The 18,322-nt window shown below is 72.6% G+C and carries 15 protein-coding genes; 6 read left to right on the top strand and 9 right to left on the bottom strand.

Translation table 11 applies throughout. From position 1 onward, the window contains the following. Nucleotides 1-273 precede the first annotated feature (273 nt). Entirely contained in the window at nt 274-888 is a 615-nt protein-coding gene (locus tag ACWDZ6_RS15415; protein ID WP_451503307.1) for a VanZ family protein, read from the top strand. Here ACWDZ6_RS15415 and ACWDZ6_RS15420 read toward each other — a convergent pair. Beyond that, nucleotides 851-3,619, bottom strand: coding sequence for a helicase-associated domain-containing protein (locus ACWDZ6_RS15420; protein WP_451503227.1), 2,769 nt, complete (start codon nt 3,617-3,619; stop codon nt 851-853). The genes ACWDZ6_RS15415 and ACWDZ6_RS15420 overlap by 38 nt on opposite strands. Nucleotides 3,620-3,712: 93 nt before the next feature. Between ACWDZ6_RS15420 and ACWDZ6_RS15425 the strand changes: the two genes are divergently transcribed. Further along, on the top strand, nt 3,713-4,771 hold the full coding sequence (locus ACWDZ6_RS15425) for a hypothetical protein (protein WP_451503228.1): 1,059 nt from the start codon (nt 3,713-3,715) through the stop codon (nt 4,769-4,771). 151 nt (nt 4,772-4,922) lie between these two features. After that, nucleotides 4,923-5,561 (top strand): HAD family hydrolase, encoded by a 639-nt coding sequence (locus ACWDZ6_RS15430; RefSeq protein WP_451503229.1) that lies wholly within the window; start codon nt 4,923-4,925, stop codon nt 5,559-5,561. On the opposite strand, the gene ACWDZ6_RS15435 is transcribed toward ACWDZ6_RS15430, so the two are convergent. Next, entirely contained in the window at nt 5,558-5,794 is a 237-nt protein-coding gene (locus ACWDZ6_RS15435; RefSeq protein WP_326650767.1) for a hypothetical protein, read from the bottom strand. The two genes, ACWDZ6_RS15430 and ACWDZ6_RS15435, sit on opposite strands and share 4 nt — an antisense overlap. 181 nt (nt 5,795-5,975) lie before the next feature. Here ACWDZ6_RS15435 and ACWDZ6_RS15440 point away from each other — a divergent pair, with 181 nt between their 5' ends. After that, nucleotides 5,976-6,359, top strand: coding sequence for a cold-shock protein (locus ACWDZ6_RS15440; protein ID WP_326650766.1), 384 nt, complete (start codon nt 5,976-5,978; stop codon nt 6,357-6,359). A gap of 4 nt (nt 6,360-6,363) precedes the next feature. On the opposite strand, the gene ACWDZ6_RS15445 is transcribed toward ACWDZ6_RS15440, so the two are convergent. From ACWDZ6_RS15445 to ACWDZ6_RS15460, 4 genes are all read right to left on the bottom strand, one after another. Beyond that, complete coding sequence (locus tag ACWDZ6_RS15445; RefSeq protein WP_451503230.1) at nt 6,364-7,215, bottom strand: 1,4-dihydroxy-6-naphthoate synthase; 852 nt, start codon at nt 7,213-7,215, stop codon at nt 6,364-6,366. After that, nucleotides 7,212-7,895: a futalosine hydrolase gene (locus ACWDZ6_RS15450; protein ID WP_451503231.1), complete on the bottom strand. Its 684-nt coding sequence runs from the start codon at nt 7,893-7,895 to the stop codon at nt 7,212-7,214. Before ACWDZ6_RS15450 ends, ACWDZ6_RS15445 begins: the two co-directional genes overlap by 4 nt. Nucleotides 7,896-7,911: 16 nt before the next feature. Then, nucleotides 7,912-8,391: a DUF2771 domain-containing protein gene (locus ACWDZ6_RS15455; RefSeq protein WP_451503232.1), complete on the bottom strand. Its 480-nt coding sequence runs from the start codon at nt 8,389-8,391 to the stop codon at nt 7,912-7,914. A gap of 175 nt (nt 8,392-8,566) precedes the next feature. After that, a complete protein-coding gene (locus tag ACWDZ6_RS15460) occupies nt 8,567-9,916 on the bottom strand; it encodes an MFS transporter (protein WP_451503233.1) in 1,350 nt (449 codons plus the stop codon). A 302-nt stretch (nt 9,917-10,218) separates the two neighbouring features. Here ACWDZ6_RS15460 and ACWDZ6_RS15465 point away from each other — a divergent pair, with 302 nt between their 5' ends. Together ACWDZ6_RS15465 and ACWDZ6_RS15470 are read left to right on the top strand one after the other, a co-directional pair. After that, on the top strand, nt 10,219-11,163 hold the full coding sequence (locus ACWDZ6_RS15465) for a DUF3027 domain-containing protein (protein ID WP_366730858.1): 945 nt from the start codon (nt 10,219-10,221) through the stop codon (nt 11,161-11,163). Nucleotides 11,164-11,337: 174 nt separating this feature from the next. After that, the gene (locus ACWDZ6_RS15470; RefSeq protein ID WP_451503234.1) at nt 11,338-14,499 is read left to right on the top strand and encodes a sacsin N-terminal ATP-binding-like domain-containing protein; all 3,162 of its coding nucleotides are present in this window, start codon (nt 11,338-11,340) and stop codon (nt 14,497-14,499) included. A gap of 81 nt (nt 14,500-14,580) precedes the next feature. Here the strand turns inward: ACWDZ6_RS15470 and ACWDZ6_RS15475 are convergent, their stop codons facing one another. From ACWDZ6_RS15475 to ACWDZ6_RS15485, 3 genes are all read right to left on the bottom strand, one after another. Further along, a complete protein-coding gene (locus ACWDZ6_RS15475; protein ID WP_451503235.1) occupies nt 14,581-17,046 on the bottom strand; it encodes a hypothetical protein in 2,466 nt (821 codons plus the stop codon). A 239-nt stretch (nt 17,047-17,285) separates the two neighbouring features. After that, on the bottom strand, nt 17,286-17,414 hold the full coding sequence (locus ACWDZ6_RS15480; RefSeq protein ID WP_451503236.1) for a DUF397 domain-containing protein: 129 nt from the start codon (nt 17,412-17,414) through the stop codon (nt 17,286-17,288). Further along, complete coding sequence (locus ACWDZ6_RS15485; RefSeq protein ID WP_451503308.1) at nt 17,377-18,291, bottom strand: helix-turn-helix domain-containing protein; 915 nt, start codon at nt 18,289-18,291, stop codon at nt 17,377-17,379. The genes ACWDZ6_RS15480 and ACWDZ6_RS15485 overlap by 38 nt, the downstream gene beginning before the upstream one ends. Nucleotides 18,292-18,322 lie beyond the last annotated feature (31 nt).

Here is an 18,322-nt window from a genome sequence, read left to right on the forward strand (position 1 = left end):
CGCCTTTCGGTACGGCCAAACCTCCAGTGTGCCGTACGGAGCGGCGGGACCGGAGGGGATGAGTGCGCGCATGTGCCGGTGCGGCGGTGCGGAGCGGTTGGGTGATGGCACGTGGTGGCCCTGCAGACGGGCCATGTGTCGTCGTAACACTGCTGCGTGACCGCGGTGTCCGGGGGCATCCGGGGAGACATGACTGCAGAAACGGAAGACGCAGTGGTCGGCACAGCCCCGGCACGTGCCTCATGGGGCAGAACCGTCCTACGTGTGCTGATCATGGTGGTGGGGTTCGTCGCGCTTGTCGCCTTCTCCGCCGTCCTGGCCAAACTGACCCTCACGCCCTCGCCGGCGTCGGCGGATGTGGCGGGCTCCAACCTCCGGCCGGGGCACTCGCTCCGGCAGTACGCCGAGGACTACACCTTCCTCGCCGCGTGCAAGCAGGTCGGCGGCAATCTGGTGCTCGGAGCGCCGTTCGGGCTGATCCTGCCGGTGCTCGTGCCGCGCAGACTGCGGATGATCCGGGTCGTCGTGCTGGCCGCTCTGGTGATGATCCTCGTGGAGATGGCGCAGGGGGCGATCGTCGAGGGACGCGCCTTCGACGTGGACGACGTCATCCTGAACACCAGTGGCGCGCTGATCGCGTACGTCCTGCTGGGGCGAAGGATCGGACATCGCTTCCACACCCTTGCCGAGCCGGGCCGCCGGGCGCTGGAGCGGCGGGAGCGAGCGGAGCTGGAGCGGGAGGAGCGGGAGCGGGAGGAGCGCAGGCGCGAGCGCAAGGCACGCCGGGCGCGGGGCGGTACCCGCCCATGGGCGGGATGGACGGCATCGCGGACGAAGCTCGCGGAACGGTTCAGGCGGGGTCGTCCGCGAGTTCCGCGACGCCGGTGATGCGGTGCAGCGGGTACGTACGGACCTCGTCCGCGGTGTGGTCGTACGCCGTCACGAAGCCGCCCTCGACGCGCACCGGCGCGATGACGCGCTGGCTGGCCGCGCCGTCCGCGTTGACGTAGCCGATCCACAGGGCGGAGCCGGTCATCGCCGCGGCCTGCACGGTGGCGAGCGTCTCGGCGGAGGTCGTACGGGGGAGCTCGCCGTTCCTGGCCGGTTCCGGGACGGGCTTGCGTACGACGGTGGCCGCGAGGTCGCCCGCCCTGATCGCCTTCACCGCGGTGCCGAGCAGCGTGCCGTGGGGCAGGGGCGGTCCGTCCGGGACCGGGACGGGCGGGGTACGGGGCGGGGTGCGGCGGGCATGGGCGCGGGTGATCAGCACATCGCCCTGCGCGGACTCGGCGGCCGGCGCGTAGCCCATGGCGCGCAGCCCGTCGAGGAGTGTGGCGGGATCGGCATGCGCCGCCAGCACGGTGGGGGCGAGCCGGCGCAGCCGCAGGCCCTGGGACCGCTTGTCGGCGAGGATCTCGCCGAGCAGCGCGTCGTCGTCGCAGCGTACGTAGGCGGAGGCGGAGCCGACCCGCAGATGGCCGTGCCGGCGGGCGACATCGTCGATGAGGTAGCTGAGCGGCTGCGGCACCGGGGTGCGGGAGTGGGTGGCGAGGAAGGTGTGCAGATCGGAGGCGGACCGTCCGGCGTCGAGTGCGCGGCGTACGGAGCCGGGCGTGAAGCGGTAGACCGTCGCGCCGCCCTTGGACTCGATGTCGGCGAGCACGGAGAGGGTCTCGGCGAGCGGCCGGTCCAGGGGCCCGGGGGCGACGGCCGTGAGGTCGGCCTGCAGGAGGACATGATCGAGCGGCGCGGGGAGGAGCGGCGCGAGGGCGCGGGCGGCGGCGTGCATGTCGGGCTCGCCGGTGAAGCCGGGTGTGGCCGTGCCGTGAGTGCCGCTTCCACCGGACGCGCTTTCGGCCGGCGAGGCCGGCGACGCGGGCGACACGGCGTCGTACGGGGCGTTGTAGGGGGCTTGGCGGACGGAGCCGGCGCCTGACGTGCCGCCTGTCCCCGTATCCGCCTCGGCGCCGGCTCCGACGCCCGCCGCGGCCGTTCCCGCGGGCGAAGGGGCCCCGGTCTGCCCGGCGCCGGCCGGCGCCCGGGCGCCGTCACCCGACCCCGCCGGGCCCGCGCCGCCCATCAGCACCCGGCCGTGCGTCGACAGCGCCCCGCGTCCCGTGACGCCCAGCACCTCGGCCTCCATCAGCGTCCACGCCGCGATCCGCGAGCGCAGATCGGTCGGGCCGCCGCCCACCGCGTTCCGGGCCGCGTTCGCATCCTGGCCCGCCGCGCCGCCGCCCCGCAGCGGGCGTTCCCAGCGCAGCCGGGCCAGCAGCGTCTCCGGGTCGGGTGCCGTGCCCTCCGGGAGTGCGGCCAGGAGGTCGAGGACCCGGCGGCGGACCTCCAGTGCCGCCGAGCGGTCCAGATCCGGGCCGAGGGCGGAGAGCGTACGGCCCTTGGTGTCCTGGCTGCCGACCAGGCCCGGTGTGCGGGTCGCCGTGAGCCAGGCCGTGGCGAGGAGCGACCACCGTTCCGCCGACGGGAGGGTCAGCCACTCGTCGTACGCGGGTGTCGGCGCGTACCGCTCGTCCGCCTCGCCGTCGGACGCCAACAGTCCTGCCGCGTAAGAGAGTTCGAGCCAGAACGCGGCCATCTGCTCGGTGGTGTCCAGCGCGGTGGCCGTGCGCTTGAGGTCACGTACCGACAGACCGCCGGACCTGAGCATCGCAGGACCGCCCTCGTGCCAGTCCTTCAGCAGGTCCTCGACCGTCGAGAGCGCGGTGTATGCCTGGCCCGCCGCCGTACTTTCCACAACCTGTGGACGGCCGGCGGTGATCGACGCGGTCGCGGCCGGCGTGACCGGCGGCGGCACCGGCTCCGGAGAGCGATGCGCGCGGCCGGCCCGCAGATGCAGCGCGGCCTCGCGCGGCAGCACGACCGTGCGCGGGGACGCGGGCAGCAGCAGCCCGCGGTCCCGCAGCCACCGCACCGGCGGAGTGGGGTTGGCCGTCACCTCTCCGTACGGAGGGCCCCAGACCAGCCGGTCGAGGACGGTCAGCGCATCGGGCGGTGCGGTGTCCAGCAGCGCCTCCATCCGCGTTCGGTCCGTGAACAGCGAGGTCAGCGCGGCGACCGCGGAGACCGGGTCGTGCGAAGACGGCAGCCCGGCGGCCGCCAGGATCTCCTGCAGCCGGGTCGGCGACATCCCGGCGGTGGCCTCGGCGACGGTCGGCCCCAGGCCGGTCGGCGAGGGACGGGTGGGAGACGGCGTGAGGAGCTCGCGCGCGGTGCGCACCAGCCGCAGCCGGTCGTCGCCGCCCCAGATCAGGGCCTGCGTGCGCAGCACGGCGACCGCGTGCGGCAGAGCCGCCTCGATCTCCGCGTCGCCCTCGTAGCCGGTCAGCAGCGCGCGCAGGGTGTCGTACGGCGCGGGGTCGGGGGCTACGGCCAGCGCCTCGGCGGTCTGCAGCGTGAACCGGTCGAGACGTTCCAGGGCGCGTACGACGGAGGCGCGGGTGCCGGCGCGGGTGGCGAGCTGCCCCAGGTCGTTCGGCACGGGGTTCAGCAGATCGGGGCGGGCGCGCAGCAGTGCGGCGAGCTCCTCGTCGCCGCGGCTGCGCAGGGCTTCGGCGAGCGTGCGCGGACTGCTCGGACTGCTTCCTTCGGGCATGGTCCCCATCCGCCCCACGGTAGTGCCTGGAGCGCTACCGTCGGGGACAGGGCGGGCCCGGGAAGACAGGGCGGCCCGGCAGGGAACGTCAGGGGAACGCCGGTGGGGATCGAGAGCGACCAGCTCGTCTACGACTATCTGAGCCGGGTCGGCGACCTGGCGCAGCAGTATCAGCTGCCGTCCGGCACCCGGATGCGGCTGGTGTCCACGCTGCGCAGCGAGATCGACCGGCAGCGGGCCGGGTTCGGCAGCGACAGCCCGGCCGCCGTACGCCGTATCCTCGGCCGGCTCGGTTCGCCGGACGAAGTGGTCGCGGCCGCGTCGGAGGACGGCGGCGGTTCGGTGCCGAAGCCGCAGCCGGCCGTGCCGCAGGCCGCCGTACCGGAGCAGCGCGTGCGCCGCCGGATCCCGAGACCGCGCAAGTCGCCGCCGGCACCGGGACCGGCACAGGAGGGACCCGGGGCTGTGGACGGCCCGCGGATGACGCCCGGTGCTTCGCCGCCCCATCTCGCAGGGATGGACGAGCTCGGCCCGTCCGGCAGCGAGCCCGACTGGTGGCGGATCGAGCCGGGGCCGTTCGGCGCGGGGGAGAGCGTCGCCGGGTTCGTCGGCGGTGTGGAGATCCCGGAAATACTCAAACCCCCGCCGTCCAAGGAGGAGTTGGCGCGTCGCGCGGAGGAGGCCGAGGACAGGGAGGACACGTACGAGGGGGAGTACGAGGAGGAGTACGAGGACGACGTCGCGGTGGAGGCGGCGGCCGAACCGCGCCGGTGGCTTCCGCGGCTCGGCCGCCGTACCGCGGATGCCGGTCCGCGGTCCGTACGGACGGGCCTCGCCAACCCCTTCCTGCTGCTCGCCGCCGCGCTCCTCGTCGCCGGCGCCGTCCTCGGTTCCTGGCTCGCGCTCGGCGGCGGCTGGCTCCTCGCGTACGCCTCGCGCAGGCTGTCCCGCGCCGAGGCGAAATGGGCCGTGGCCGGCCTGCCGGGAGCGGTCGCGGTGGGCGGGCTGGTCTGGCTGTGGGGCCGGGTGAACGGCCGCTGGGGCGAACCGATCCCGAAGGACGGGATGCGCGACGCGCTCACCGGGACCTGGCCGTGGGTGGTGAAGGGGGCGGCTGTCGCCTCCGCCCTCTACCTGGTGTGGCGGGCGCGCAGGAGGTGACTCAGAACGACGAAGCGCTTGGGCGCGTCGGGCCCCTGGACGGGGCCATGCCCTTCTTCACCGTGTGTGTTCCGCTCCAGGACGAGCCGGTTCCGGGGTCGGTGAGGCCGGCCGGGTCCAGGCATCGGACCTGCTCGGCCGGATGGGCACAATGGCCCCTATGGCTACGCATCCGCTGACGGTCGGCTTCGACCTCGACATGACGCTGATCGACTCCCGGCCCGGTATCCACGCCGCCTACCGCGCGCTCTCGGCCGAGACCGGGGTGTGGATCGACGCCGACCTGGCCGTCACCCGGCTCGGGCCGCCCCTCGAACTGGAGCTGGCCCACTGGTACCCACAGGAGCGGATCCAGGAGATGGGCGACCGCTACCGCGAGATCTATCCCACCTACGCGATCGAGCCGACTCTCGCCCTGCCCGGCGCCCGCGAGGCCGTCGCCGCCGTCCAGGAGCTCGGCGGCCGCGCCATAGTCGTCACCGCCAAGCACGAGCCGAACGCCAGACTCCACCTGGCCCACCTGGGCATCGACCCGGACGAGGCCATCGGCTGGCTGTGGGCGGAGGCCAAGGCGGAGGCACTGCGTGAGCACGGCGCCACTGTGTACGTCGGCGACCACACCGGAGACGTACGCGGCGCGCACTCGGCCGAGGCGCTCTCGGTCGCCGTGCCGACCGGCCCGTGCGACGCGGCGGAACTGCGCGAAGCCGGCGCGGACGTGATCCTGGACGACCTGACGGCGTTCCCGGACTGGCTGCGCGGCTACAGCCGGGATCAGGGCGTGTTCTAGAGCGCGGATCCGGCCTGTCGGCGCTGCGCGGCGATCGAGCGCAGCACACCCGCCGCGGCGATCAGGAACCCCACGCCCATCAGCATGCAGACCGCGTACGCGATCGGGGGAAAGGGCTCGGTGCCCAGGAACAGCGGGGCCACGGTGACCAGAGTGGCCACAGCGCCGACGATGAAAACGATCGCGCCGACGCGCACCAGCCCGTCACCGGGTGCGGGAGGAGTAGCAGTCATCCGGCCAGGGTAGTTCCTTGCGCGGAGGAACCGTCCGGCGACGTCTTGTCACCAGCCCCTGGACCATTAGCCTTGGGGGTGGCGGGTCAGACGACCCGCTGTAGTGCTATCCAGAGCCGTTTTTCGGCACCCGGGTTCAGGTGCCGCCAGCGCCCCAACGAGTACGAGGACGAGGACAGACGTGCCTACCGGCAAGGTCAAGTGGTTCAACAGCGAGAAGGGCTTCGGCTTTCTCTCCCGCGACGACGGCGGCGACGTCTTCGTTCACTCGTCGGTGCTCCCCACGGGGGTCGACGCGCTCAAGCCCGGCCAGCGCGTCGAGTTCGGCGTCGTGGCAGGACAACGTGGTGACCAGGCGCTTTCCGTGACAGTTCTCGACCCGACCCCGTCCGTGGCAGCGGCTCAGCGTCGCAAGCCCGACGAGCTGGCGTCCATCGTGCAGGACCTGACGACCCTGCTGGAGAACATCACGCCGATGCTGGAGCGCGGCCGGTACCCCGACAAGGTGCATGGCAAGAAGATCGCGGGCCTGCTGCGGGCGGTGGCGGACCAGCTGGACGTCTAGACGGTCACGGGAGTGGCTGTACGAAGCTGAGCGCATCGCGGCCGAGGGGCGGTACGAGTCCCTCGGCCGCGGCGCGTGTGAGCAGTCCGCGTACCGCCGCGTGCCCGTCGGCGCCGAGGTCTGCGGTGAACTCATTGACGTAGAGCCCGATGTGCTGGTCGGCCACGGCAGGATCCATCTCCTGGGCGTGCTCGAGTACGTACGGCCGCGAGGCCTCCGGGTCGTCCCACGCCATCCGCACCGAGGCGCGGATGGAATCGGCCAGCCGCTTCAGGATCTCGGTGCCCAGCGACCGCTTGGCGATGATCGCACCCAGCGGGATGGGCAGGCCGGTCGTCGACTCCCAGTGCCCGCCCATGTCGGCGAGGCAGTGCAGTCCGTAGTTCTGGTAGGTGAACCGCGCCTCGTGGATGACGAGTCCGGCGTCCGCCTTGCCGTCGCGCACGGCCGGCATGATCTCGTGGAACGGCATCACGACGACCTCGCCGACTCCGCCCGGGACGATGTCCGCGGCCCACAGCCGGAACAGCAGATACGCGGTCGAGCGCTCGCTCGGCACGGCGACCGTCTTCCCGGTGAGATCGGTGCCGGGCTGCTTCGTGAGCACCAGCGGACCGCAGCCGCGGCCGAGCGCGCCGCCGCAGGGCAGCAGCGTGTACTCGTCGAGGACCCACGGCAGTACGGCGTACGAGACCTTCAGCACGTCCAACTCGCCGCGCTCCGCCATGCTGTTGGTGATGTCGATGTCCGCGAAGGTCACGTCGAGGGCGGGCGCGCCGGGCACCCGGCCGTGCGCGAGGGCGTCGAAGACGAAGGTGTCGTTCGGGCAGGGCGAGTACGCGATCTGCAGGGTCACGGCGACTCCTCGAGGAGTGGGTTGAGCAGCTGGAAGGCGTACCCCAGCGAGTCCAGTGCCTGGCCGATGCGCCAGCCGGCGCGGTCGCGGGGGCCGACGGCGTTGGAGACCGCGCGGATTTCGAGGACCGGTACATCGTGGGCGGCCGCGGCCTCCGCGACGCCGTAGCCCTCCATCGCCTCAGCGGCGGCGTGCGGGTGACGATTCCTCAGCTCGGCGGCGCGGGCGGCGGTTCCGGTCACGGTGGAGACGGTGAGGACGGGCGCGTACACGGCGTCGAGCGTCTGGGCCGTCCGCTTGGACAGCGCGGCCGGCGGACGGTGAATGCTGCGGCCGAAGCCGAGTTCGTCGACGGGCAGATAGCCCTCGGGGGTCTCGGCACCGAGATCGGCGGCGACGATCGCGTCGGCGACGACGAGCGCGCCGATGGGGGCGTCAGGCTGGAAGCCGCCGCCGATTCCGGCGGAGACGACCAGGTCGTAGGTGTCCAGGGCGAGCGCGGTGGCGGTGCCGGCCGCGGCGGCGGCGGGTCCGACACCGGCGGCGAGCACGTCCACGGTGCCGTATCGGGACAGCGCGTACCCGCCGGGTAGCCGGCGCGTGCCGAGTACGGGAGCGGTGAGCCCCGCGGCGACGGAGTCCGCCTCCGCCGCCACCGCGGTCACCACCAGTACGCGCACGGCACGGTCCTTCGGGTCAGGAGTCCTTTTCGAGCTGGAAGTGCCAGATGCCAACGAGCTTCTTGCCGTTGGTCTCGACGATGCTGACCTGCGCCTTGTTCGTGGTCTCACCGGTCTGCGAGGAGAAGAAGGCGTTGCCGGGGATGGTCCGGTACGACTTCTTGTACGGCTCCTGCTCGGCCTGCTGGCCGCCGATGAACAGCGTCCAGCCGTGGTCCGCGATCTCAGGGTCGACGCCGAAGCGGACCTTGTCGTCCATCGAGACCTTGACGACCTTGTCGGCCTTCTTGTTCAGGCAGGCCTGGATCAAGGACTCCTTGATGGGCTTGCCGTCGTTGTAGCAGGTCGCCTCTGTGTGCACCGAGTCCGTCCCGACCGTCACGGTCGCGAGCGGCGTCGGCTTGTCGCAGGCGGAGAGTACGAGGAGCCCGGCGGAGACGGCACCGAGAGCGGCAGCGGCCCGGCGGCGCTTGCCCGAGAAGAACGCAACGGTCATGGTCCGAAGGCTATCGGGCCCCTCGCGCCCCGCGACGCCCGGGTGCGGCGTGCCGCGCGGGATCGCCGGACGGGCCGCGGATTCGGCCCCTGACTGAGGACAGCGGGCCGAGGAGCGCGTGAACGGCAGAGGCGTACGGCCGCGGCACCGGCACGTGGCCACGGCGTACCGCTGCTCACGCCACCCGGGCACGGGGCCTGCTGCCGTGGCGGGCCGCGGTCAGGAGGCCCCTCACCGATGTCAGCGCGCCGAGCGCGACGATTCCCGCCGCGACCGACATCCCCAGCGTTCCGTTCAGCGGCAGCGAGATGCCGATCGCGCCGCCCGCCACCCAGGCCATCTGGAGCAGCGTCTCGGAGCGGGCGAACGCGGATGTGCGCACCTGTTCCGGCACGTCCCGCTGGATCAGCGCATCCAGGGACAGCTTCGCCAGCGCCTGGCACAGACCCGCGGTCGCGCCCAGTACCGCCACCATGCCCGCGCCGAAGAACGCCGCCGCGGCGATCGCCGCGGCCAGTACCACCGCCTGCACCGTGGCGATGATCATCTCCGGGCCACGGGCCTTCAGCCAGGCTCCGACCGTCGTGCCGAGCGCGTTGCCGACGCCGGCCGCCACACCCACTATCCCGAGCGACACGGCCGCGCTCTGCCCGGGCAGCGGATGCTCGCGCAGCAGAAACGCCAGGAAGAAGATCAGGAAGCCGGAGAGCGCGCGGAAGGCGGCGTTCGCCTGCAGCCCGTGCAGCACGGACGGCCCGACCGTACGCAGGCTGGGCTTCTTCTCGCCATGCGTCAGTATGTGCGCCTTGGCCTCGCCCTTCGCCGAATCGACCTTGGGCGGCATCGTGAACGCCCAGTACCCGCCGAGCAGGAACAGCGCGCACGCCCCGTACAGCGGCCACTGTGGGCCGACCTTCTGCAGCCCCACCCCGATCGGTGCCGCGATACCCGTCGCGAGCAGCCCCGCCAGCGTCACCCGGGAGTTCGCTTTCACCAGGGAGAACTTCGGCGGCAGCAGCCGCGGCACGACCGCGCTGCGCACCACGCCGTACGCCTTCGACGCGACGAGCACCCCCAGTGCCGCCGGGTACAGCTCAAGGCCACCCGTCGCCACCGCGCCCGACATGGTCACCGCAAGCACCGCGCGCGTGAGCATCGCGCCCGCCATAGCCGCGCGGCGGCCGTGCGGGATGCGGTCCAGAAGCGGTCCGATGACGGGGGCCAGCAGGATGAAGGGCGCCATCGTGATGGCGAGGTAGAGCGCGACACGGCCGCGCGCCTCGTCCGTCGGTACGGAGAAGAAGACCGTGGACGCCAGCGCGACGGTGATCATGACGTCGCCGGCGCCGTTCACGGCATGCAGCTCGATCAGCTTGCCGAGCCCCGACTCGCCCGCGCCATGCGCATGGGTCGCTTTTCGGATACCGCGCGCCGTCCCGGTGAAGGGCAGATGCAGGGCACGGCCGACCGTCCGGCCTGCTCTTCTGAGCGCACCGACTCCTTCGGACGACCTGACGGCTGCCACCCCGTCATAGTGCCCCAAGCCCTGCCGGGGCGAACCGCGATGCGCCGTTGTTCGCCCCTTGTTGGGGCGGGCAGGTGGGCGTTGAGCGGCGGAGGGGGTAGCGTGCGTAGCGCGCCACCGGCGGTAGTTCTCGGCCGCGCGCCTCTTCGGCATCCCGCAGAATGGATGACGTTAGGTGTGCCCGAGACAGGTTGGTCTGGGCGCGGACGTCGATGCGGCCCCCTGGTCCGCTCCGCCTGCGGCCCGTACCTCGCGAATCGGCCGGCGCACCCGTGAGACGGCGTAGGAGAGAAGCGAGACCTGTGAGTGCAGTGACGACGCGAAGCCGAACCCCCGACCGCCTGTGCGCCGAGGCGGTGGATCTCGCCCGTTCGGCGGCCGAGGAGGCCGCGGCCCCTGGGGTGGTCGGCGAGCATGTATCCGTTGTCTCGGAGGGTGACCGCGTCGTCACGCACTTCTTCGAGGCCAAGGAATCCGGATATCGCGGCTGGCGCTGGGCGGTGACGGTCACACGGGCCTCCCGCGCCAAGACCGTCACGCTGGACGAGACAGTCCTGCTACCGGGCCCCGATTCGCTGCTCGCGCCCGAGTGGGTGCCGTGGAGCGAGCGGCTGCGGCCCGGCGACCTGGGCCCCGGCGATCTGCTGCCCACCGAGGCGGAGGATCTGCGGCTGGAGCCCGGCTTCACGGGCGAGGACGTGCCCCCGCCGAATTCCGTGATCGCCGAGACCGTGCCGCCGTCCCACGACCTGGCCGAGCGGGTCGAGGCGGAGGACGCGGAACTCACCGAGCGCAGGCCCATCGATGCGAGCATCGCCAACGGCCGCGGGGCGATCGCCTCGGTCGCGGAGGAGCTCGGCATGCGCCGGGCCCGCGTGCTGTCCCGGTACGGGCTGCACGTCGCGGCGGACCGCTGGGACGAGTCCTTCGGCGCGAAGACCCCCATGGCGCAGGCGGCCCCCGCGACCTGTGCGAGCTGCGGTTTCCTCGTTCCGCTGGCGGGCTCCCTGCGGCAGGCCTTCGGTATCTGCGCGAACGAGTTCTCCCCGGCGGACGGGCGTGTCGTGTCCTTGTCGTACGGCTGTGGCGCGCACTCCGAGGCGGCTGTGATGCCGAAGCCGCCGAAGCCGGCGCCGCATGTCTTCGACTCGATGGGCACGGACGAGTTCCTGCTGCGTCCGGCCCGTGACAGCGGTTCGGTTTCCTCGGAGCCGGAGGGCGAGTCGGAGGATCTCGGCCACTCGTAGTCCGCTCCGGACGGCTCTCGTGTTCCCGCGCGGTGCTGAGCCCGCCGTTCGCGGTACCTTCGGCCGCATGAGCAGTGGATGGGTCGACAGTGGGCAGGCGGTACGTGGGTCGCGGACGGTGACCCACGGTCCGCACGCAGACTGCGGGCCGACCGGAGAGAGCGGAGTCACAGCGTGAGCGTCAGGACGACCGAGTGGGCCGACCCGTTCGGGACGGCGCGGCTGCGGCGCGGGGTGCTCGACGCGTGGGGGGCCAGTCCCGCCCGCTTCCGTGAGGACGCCAACGCCGAGGAGGATCTGGCCCTCGGCGGCTACCGCGACCGCCTCGTCGTCGAACTCGCGCAGAACGCCGCGGACGCCGCGGCCCGCGCCGGCGTACCGGGCCGCCTCCGGCTGACCCTGCGGCCCGGTACCGGTGACGAGCCCGCCGTCCTCGCCGCCGCGAACACCGGCGCGCCGCTCGACGCGACCGGTGTCGAATCGCTGAGCACGCTGCGGGCATCGGCCAAGCGCGAGGGCCACGAGGCCGCCGTCGGCCGCTTCGGTGTCGGCTTCGCGGCCGTCCTCGCGGTGAGCGACGAGCCCGCCGTCATCGGCAGGCACGGAGGCGTGCGCTGGTCCCTGGCCGAGGCCGGGGGACTGGCCAGGCAGGCGGCCCAGGGGAGCCCCGGGCTCGGCGACGAGCTGCGCCGCCGCGACGGGCACGTACCGCTGCTGCGGCTGCCGCTGCCCGCCGAGGGCACGGCTCCCGAGGGCTACGACACGGTGGTCGTGCTGCCGCTGCGGGACGGCGCCGCGGTCGATCTGGCGGGGCGGCTGCTCGCCGGGATCGATGACGCGCTCCTGCTCACGCTGACCGGCCTGACCGAGATCGTCGTCGAAACCCCGGGCGGCGCAAGGGTGTTGAGGCGCTCCGTGCACGGGGCGTATGTCCATATCGAGGACAGCGAGCAGGGCGACCGGCGCTGGCGGGTGGTGAGCCACGGCGGCGCCGTCGAGCCCGCGCTGCTCGCGGACCGGCCCGTCGAGGAGCGGCTGCGGCCGTACTGGACCGTCACCTGGGCCGTGCCCGTCGACGAGGAGGGCGCGCCGGCCCGGCCGCGTACCGCCCCCGTGGTGCACGCGCCCACGCCCACCGACGAACCCCTCGGCGTGCCCGCGCTGCTGATCGCCTCGCTGCCGCTGGACACCACCCGCCGCCACCCGGCGCCCGGGCCGCTCACCGACTTCCTGGTGCGCAAGGCGGCGCAGGCGTACGCCGAACTCCTCGGCAGCTGGCAGCCGGTGACCGTCGGCACCATCGACCTGGTGCCCGGGGCGCTGGGCAAGGGCGAGCTGGACGGCGCGCTGCGGGCGGCGATCCTTCAGCTGCTGCCGCGTACGGCCTTCCTGGAGGCGGCGGCGCCCCGCGATGTGTCCGGCGAGTGGTCCGGGGACACCGGGCTGCCGGACCGTGAGAATGTCTCCGCCGGGCTGCGGCCGATCGAGGCGGAGGTCCTGGAGGGTGCGGGCGTGGAGACCGTCCGGGTGCTGGCCGAGGTGCTGCCGAGCCTGCTGCCCGCGGGTCTCGAGCGCCGCGTGGAGCTGCGCACGCTCGGTGTGGCGCGGGTGCCGCTGACCGAGGCGATCGACCGGCTCGCGGGTCTTGAGCGTGAGCCCGCCTGGTGGCAGCGGCTGTACGACAGTCTCGCCGGGGTCGACCCGGACCGGCTGACCGGGCTTCCGGTGCCGCTCGCCGACGGGCGTACGACGATCGGGCCCCGCCAGACGCTGCTGCCGCTGGCCGAGACTCCGCCCCACCTGGCGCGGCTCGGGCTGAAGGTGGTCCACCCGGAGGCCGCGCACCCGCTCCTGGAGAAGCTGGGCGCGCTGCCCGCGACGCCGCGCGCCGTGCTGACGACGCCGCAGGTGCGGGCGGCGGTGGCCGGTTCGCTGGACACCGGCGAGGTTTGGTACGACGGCGTCGGGGACGGTGCCGCGCTGGACGCGGACGAGCTCGCCGAGACGGTGCTGGCGCTGGTACGGGATGCGGGCATCGAGCCCGGGGACGAACCGTGGCTGGGCGCGCTGGCGCTGCCGGACGACGAGGGCGAGCTCGCGCCGGCGGGCGAACTGGTACTGCCGGGCAGCCCGTTCGCCTCGGTGATGCGCGAGGACGAGCTGGCGCTCTGCGACGGCGAGCTGGCCGGACGGTGGGGCGAGCAGCCGCTGGCCGCGTGCGGTGTGCTGGCGAACTTCTCTCTCGTACGGGCCACGGATGTGGTTCTCGACCCCGATGAACTGGAGCCCCGCGACGGGGATTACGCCGAGCCCGACGATGCGGGTCTGCTGGACGCGGTCGACGTGTGGTGCGAGGACGTGCTCGACCGGCTGCCGGAGACACCGGTGCCGCCGGTCGCCACCGAGATCGTCGCCGTACGGGATCTGGACCTGGTGGACGACGACTGCTGGCCCCGCGCGCTCGCGCTGCTGGCGCAGCCGCCGCTGCGGGACGCGCTGACCCAGTCCGTACGGATCCTGCTCCCGGACGGGACGACCGAGACGGTGCGCCCGTACACGGCGTGGTGGCTGCGGGACCATCCGGTGCTGGACGGGCGCCGCCCGGCCGGTCTGCGGTCCGCGGGCGGCGATCCGCTGCTGGCCGGTCTGTACGACACCGTGGACGCGTCGGGCTTCGAGGACGTGCAGGTGCTGCGGGCGCTGGGCGTGCGCACATCGCTGGCCGCGCTGCTGGAGGAGCCGGGCGGGGCGGCGGAGCTGCTCGGCCGGCTCGCCGATCCCTCTCGTGAGGTGTCCGGTGCGCAACTCCACGCCCTGTACACGGCGTTGGCGGACCTCGACCCGGAACAGGTCACGCTCCCGGACGAACTGCGGGCGGTCGTCGACGGCGAAGTACGGGTCGTCGACGCGTCGGACGCGGTGGTGGCGGACGCGCCGGACCTGCTCCCGCTGACGGCGGGACTGCCGCTGCTGCCGGTGGCGCCGTCGCGGGCGGCGGATCTGGCGGAGCTGTTCCAGGTCCGGCGCCTGGGCGAGTCGGTCTCGGCGGAGGTGACCACGAAGGGCGAGGAACACGAGGTCCCGGAGTCGGTCCACGTCCTGCTCGGAGCCGGCACGCCCGCGACGTATGTCGAGCACGAGGAGCTGGTGGCGGGCGGCGTCGAGCTCGACTGGCGCCGCACCCCGGACGGCGTGATCCACGCCGCGACCCTGGAGGGCGTGGCGGCGGGCCTGGCCTGGGCGGCGGGCCAGTGGCCACGCCGCTTCGAGGTGGCGGCACTGCTGGAGGATCCGTCCCGCACGGAGGAACTGGCGCGGGACCGCTGGTTCGACTGACCTCGAGGAGCGGGAAGGGGGCGTCGGCCATCGCGGCCGGCGCCCCCTTCCTCGTACCCGTGTCTTCTCTGCCCGTGGCCGCTAGCAGACGTCCACGAAGACGACCGGCGAGGCGGCCGCCCCCACACCGGGCGTGCGGGGCAGCAGCCAGCGCCAGTTGGCGTCGTACACCGCCTTGGGGGCCGACTTGACCGTGCCTGTCGTGTCGGCGGTCACCTTGGCGGCGATGGTGTACGCCGAGGTGCCGGGCTTGCGGAACTCCAACTGCACCGTCTTGCCCGGGAGCGCGTTCCAGCGGCCGGTCGACCAGTCGGCGATCCCGGCGATGCCGGAGACGGCGATTGCCTTGCCCTTGGTCACCGGGGCGGTCGGAGCCTTGATCGTCACCCGGGTCTCGCGCAGGATCTGGGCCGTACCGAGATCTCCCTGATCGGTGAAACTCCGACCGTCGAGGGAGCGGGCCCAGATGGCCACCTTCCACTCACCGGCGAGATCGTTCCGGCCGAGCATGCTGCGTGCGTTGAGCTGGAAGGGCGCCTCGCACGTGGACGTGGTGGCGTCCACCTTCGTGCATTCCGAGGGCCAGGTGCGCAGCACCGCGTCCGGCCGGCCGGGGTCGCTCCGGTGGAGGAGCACGCCTGTGTCCGCGAGGCCCGCCGGGTCGGTGACCGTGTACCGCACGGTGTACGGATCCTTGTTCGGATCGTCGTACATGACCGGCGCGATCACCCTGCCGTTGTTGACGACGACGTTCGTGATCCTCGTGGAGCCCACGGTCTCGTCGGCCGCGGGCGCCGGGCCGGCGAACGCGCGGACCACCGTCCTGCGCACGCTCGATCCCTCGGAGTCCTTGCCGCTCACGCGCAGGGAGATGTAACGCGCGCCCTGCGGGACGGACAGCGCGGCCGAGGCTCGCCCGCCCGAGTCCGCGACGGGCAGGGCGGTCCACGTCTCGCCGTCGTCGGCGGAGTACTCCAGGCCGGTCACGCTCGCCGTCGCCCCCTCCGTACGAGACGTGGCGACCGCCTCCACGGTGACGGGGGCGGCGCCCGCCGCATTGCGGACGTCGAGGCCGTCGACGCGCACGTCGACGTCGGCGAGGGGCAGATTCGTGTTGTAGCCGGAGTAACCGTCGGAGCTGAACGCCCATTCGGTCGTCTGCCGGGTGGAGAGCCGGGTGGGCCGTCCCTTGTGCCGCACCGTGTGGGTCAGCTCGTAAGGGGTCTGCGTCTTCGGGACGGTGGCGGACCACGCCGCGGGCATGTCGAGGTCCTTCACCTCGGCGAGCTTCGTGCCGCGCGAGGTGAGCAGGAAGTCCTGGACTGCCTCGTAGTCGCTGCCCTCGTGGCCGAGCGAGTCGGTGAAGGCCCACGGCTCGTACACCTCCAGCTTGGTGCCCCGCTGGACGGCGCCGGACGGCGGGAAGGAGCGCAGAGCGAAGGGCGCGACACCGAACGTCTCCGGCGGACCGGTTCCCTTGGGCAGGGTGCGGGGTGCCGCATCGAGCCGGGGTCCCCCGTCGTAGGAGACGCCGCGGCCGAAGGCCTGGCCCGGCGTCGCGTACTCCGTGACCGTGGAGGGGAACCGGACCGGGGTCGGGAGGTAGACGCCGGACGAGTCGGTGACGGAGGGGTACGACGAGAACCAGCCGGTGGTGTCGTCGCCCGCCGAACGCAGAGTGGTGACCGTCCTCGCCAGGTCGGCCGTGCGCACCTGGACCTTGGGCAGCGCGGGCACCCCGCCCGGGAAGTTGTGGTAGAGGTCGTACCGGTACGGGCTGGGGCTGTTGGCCGCCGTCCCGTCCCTCACCAGTACGTCGTGGACGCGCAGCGAGGCGCCGGGCAGCGAGAAGGGCGTCACGTAGACCTTGTTGCCCCAACCGCCCAGGAAACCGACGATGTCCCCGTTCGGCATGCGGAGCGACACGGCCGCGGCATAGCGGCGCGCGGACGGTTCGTCTGCCGTGATGGCCGTCTCCTTGGCGAGACTCGGGTCGAACGTCACCGTCAGACCTCGGTCCTTCACCGTGAACGTCTTGGTGAGGATGTGGTCGGGCTGCTGCCAGTTGTTGTACATCCCGACGGTGATGTAGTCGCCGGGCGGCAGCGAGACCTTGCCGGAGCTGCCGAACTGCTCCTCGTCGACCTCGTAGGAGGTCCAGGTCTTGCGGTTCCACACCTGGATGATGGGTCCGAAGTGATCGGTGCCGGTGAGCTGGATCTTCACCGCGTATGCGGCGAGCGCCGCTCGCGGAGCCGGAGCGGACCTCGTCGGCGACCCGAGGCCGACCGTGGTGGCCTTCGCCGGCTTCTTCAGTCCGACGGGCCGCACCTGCAGCTTGCCGTCCAGGACGCTGTACGCATACCGGCCGATCTGTTCGCCCTGCCGTTTCGGCACGACACGGAAGCCGGGCGCCGACTCCCCCCGGCGCGGGACGACTTCCAGCCGCTCACCGGTGGCGAGCGTCGCCCCGGCCGACGGGACGGGAGCTGCCGCGGACGGGACCGACGGCCCCCCGGCTGCCTCACCCGATCCCGGCGCGAGCACGACGGCCCCCGCCGCCAGAGCCCCGACCAGCGCTCCGTATGCGGTTCTTCGACGTTTTCCGGTACGCCGCAGTATCAATGCGGATCTCCCCACCCCTTGTCATCTGGGCGTCTCCCACGCCTCAGATGTCACAGCGATCACTGTGGTGGGCATAGCGTAATGGGGCACCGGGCAGGGGGCCGCCCGTGTCCCGCGGGGCGACACACGGAGCTCCCCTGCGGTCCCGTCAACCGGCCGGCTCAGCTCCGGTGGTCGGCCTTCAATTCGCCCATGAACGCGGCCCAGCAGTCAACCGGGAAGACCAGAGCGGGACGGTTCGGGGACTTGCTGTCACGGACGGGCACGACGCCGGGGAATCCGTCCGCCACCTCGACGCAGTTTCCCCCCTCCTGATTGCTGTAACTGCTCTTGCGCCAAGCGGCGCCGTTCAGATCGGGACGGGACAGTGGCTCCACGGTGGTTGTCCTCCATCACGGATCGGATCATGTCGAGCGACATGAGCGGGGGCAGGGCTGCCGCCCGCAGCCGATCGTAGGTCACCGTGTAGCGCATGACCTCTGCCGGATCCTCAATGAGTTGGCCGTAGTCAGCACCCTCCGTGTAGGCGACTTCAGAGCCGTCCGGCAGCGTCAGAACCGTAAGGGAGCCGCCCATCGCATCATGCGCGCCCTGGTCGAACGGCAGCACCTGCACAGTGATGCGCGCATCGGTATCTGTCGCCAGCAACCAGGCCAACTGCTCCCGCACAACAGCCGGGCCGCCGACCTGACGCCTCAGCACGGCCTCGTCCAGGACGACCCACAGGTCCGGCTGGTCGGGCGATGCGAGCCTCTCCTGCCGCTGCATCCGGGCGGCAAGGCGTTCCTCCAACTGCTCGTCGGTCCTGAGCGTGCGACCTACCCGCAGAACGGCTCGTGCGTACTCCTCGGTCTGCAACAGGCCGGGCACCACATGCGCCGCGTACTCACGGACGGACACCGCCCGCGCCGAGTGCGCCATGAACGCCCGCGACCAGTCGGGGAATGCCTCCCGGTAGACGTAGGGCCACAGATCGACCAGCAGGTTGTCCGCCCCGAGGACCGCGTCGAGCGCCCGAGCCAGCTCCAGCGTCGGTTTCGCCCCCGACGCGCGCTCGATCTGCGTGATCCGGGTGCTCACCACATGCGTCCTGGCACCCAGTTCGGCCTGGGTCAGCCCGGCGGCCGTACGGAGTCTGCGGACGCGTGAGCCGAAGAGCGCGGCCATCGACTCCTCGGGCTGAATTCCTTTGGCCATG

It is taken from the genome of Streptomyces sp. NPDC002926 (assembly GCF_053591755.1).

Excerpts from the sequence above, each read along its gene's own strand:
- ACWDZ6_RS15415 (WP_451503307.1), top strand. The coding sequence starts at position 274 with ATGGTGGTGGGGTTCGTCGCGCTTGTCGCCTTCTCCGCCGTCCTGGCC.
- ACWDZ6_RS15420 (WP_451503227.1), bottom strand. The coding sequence starts at position 3,619 with ATGGGGACCATGCCCGAAGGAAGCAGTCCGAGCAGTCCGCGCACGCTC.
- ACWDZ6_RS15430 (WP_451503229.1), top strand. The coding sequence starts at position 4,923 with ATGGCCCCTATGGCTACGCATCCGCTGACGGTCGGCTTCGACCTCGAC.
- ACWDZ6_RS15435 (WP_326650767.1), bottom strand. The coding sequence starts at position 5,794 with ATGACTGCTACTCCTCCCGCACCCGGTGACGGGCTGGTGCGCGTCGGC.
- ACWDZ6_RS15455 (WP_451503232.1), bottom strand. The coding sequence starts at position 8,391 with ATGACCGTTGCGTTCTTCTCGGGCAAGCGCCGCCGGGCCGCTGCCGCT.
- ACWDZ6_RS15485 (WP_451503308.1), bottom strand. The coding sequence starts at position 18,291 with ATGGCCGCGCTCTTCGGCTCACGCGTCCGCAGACTCCGTACGGCCGCC.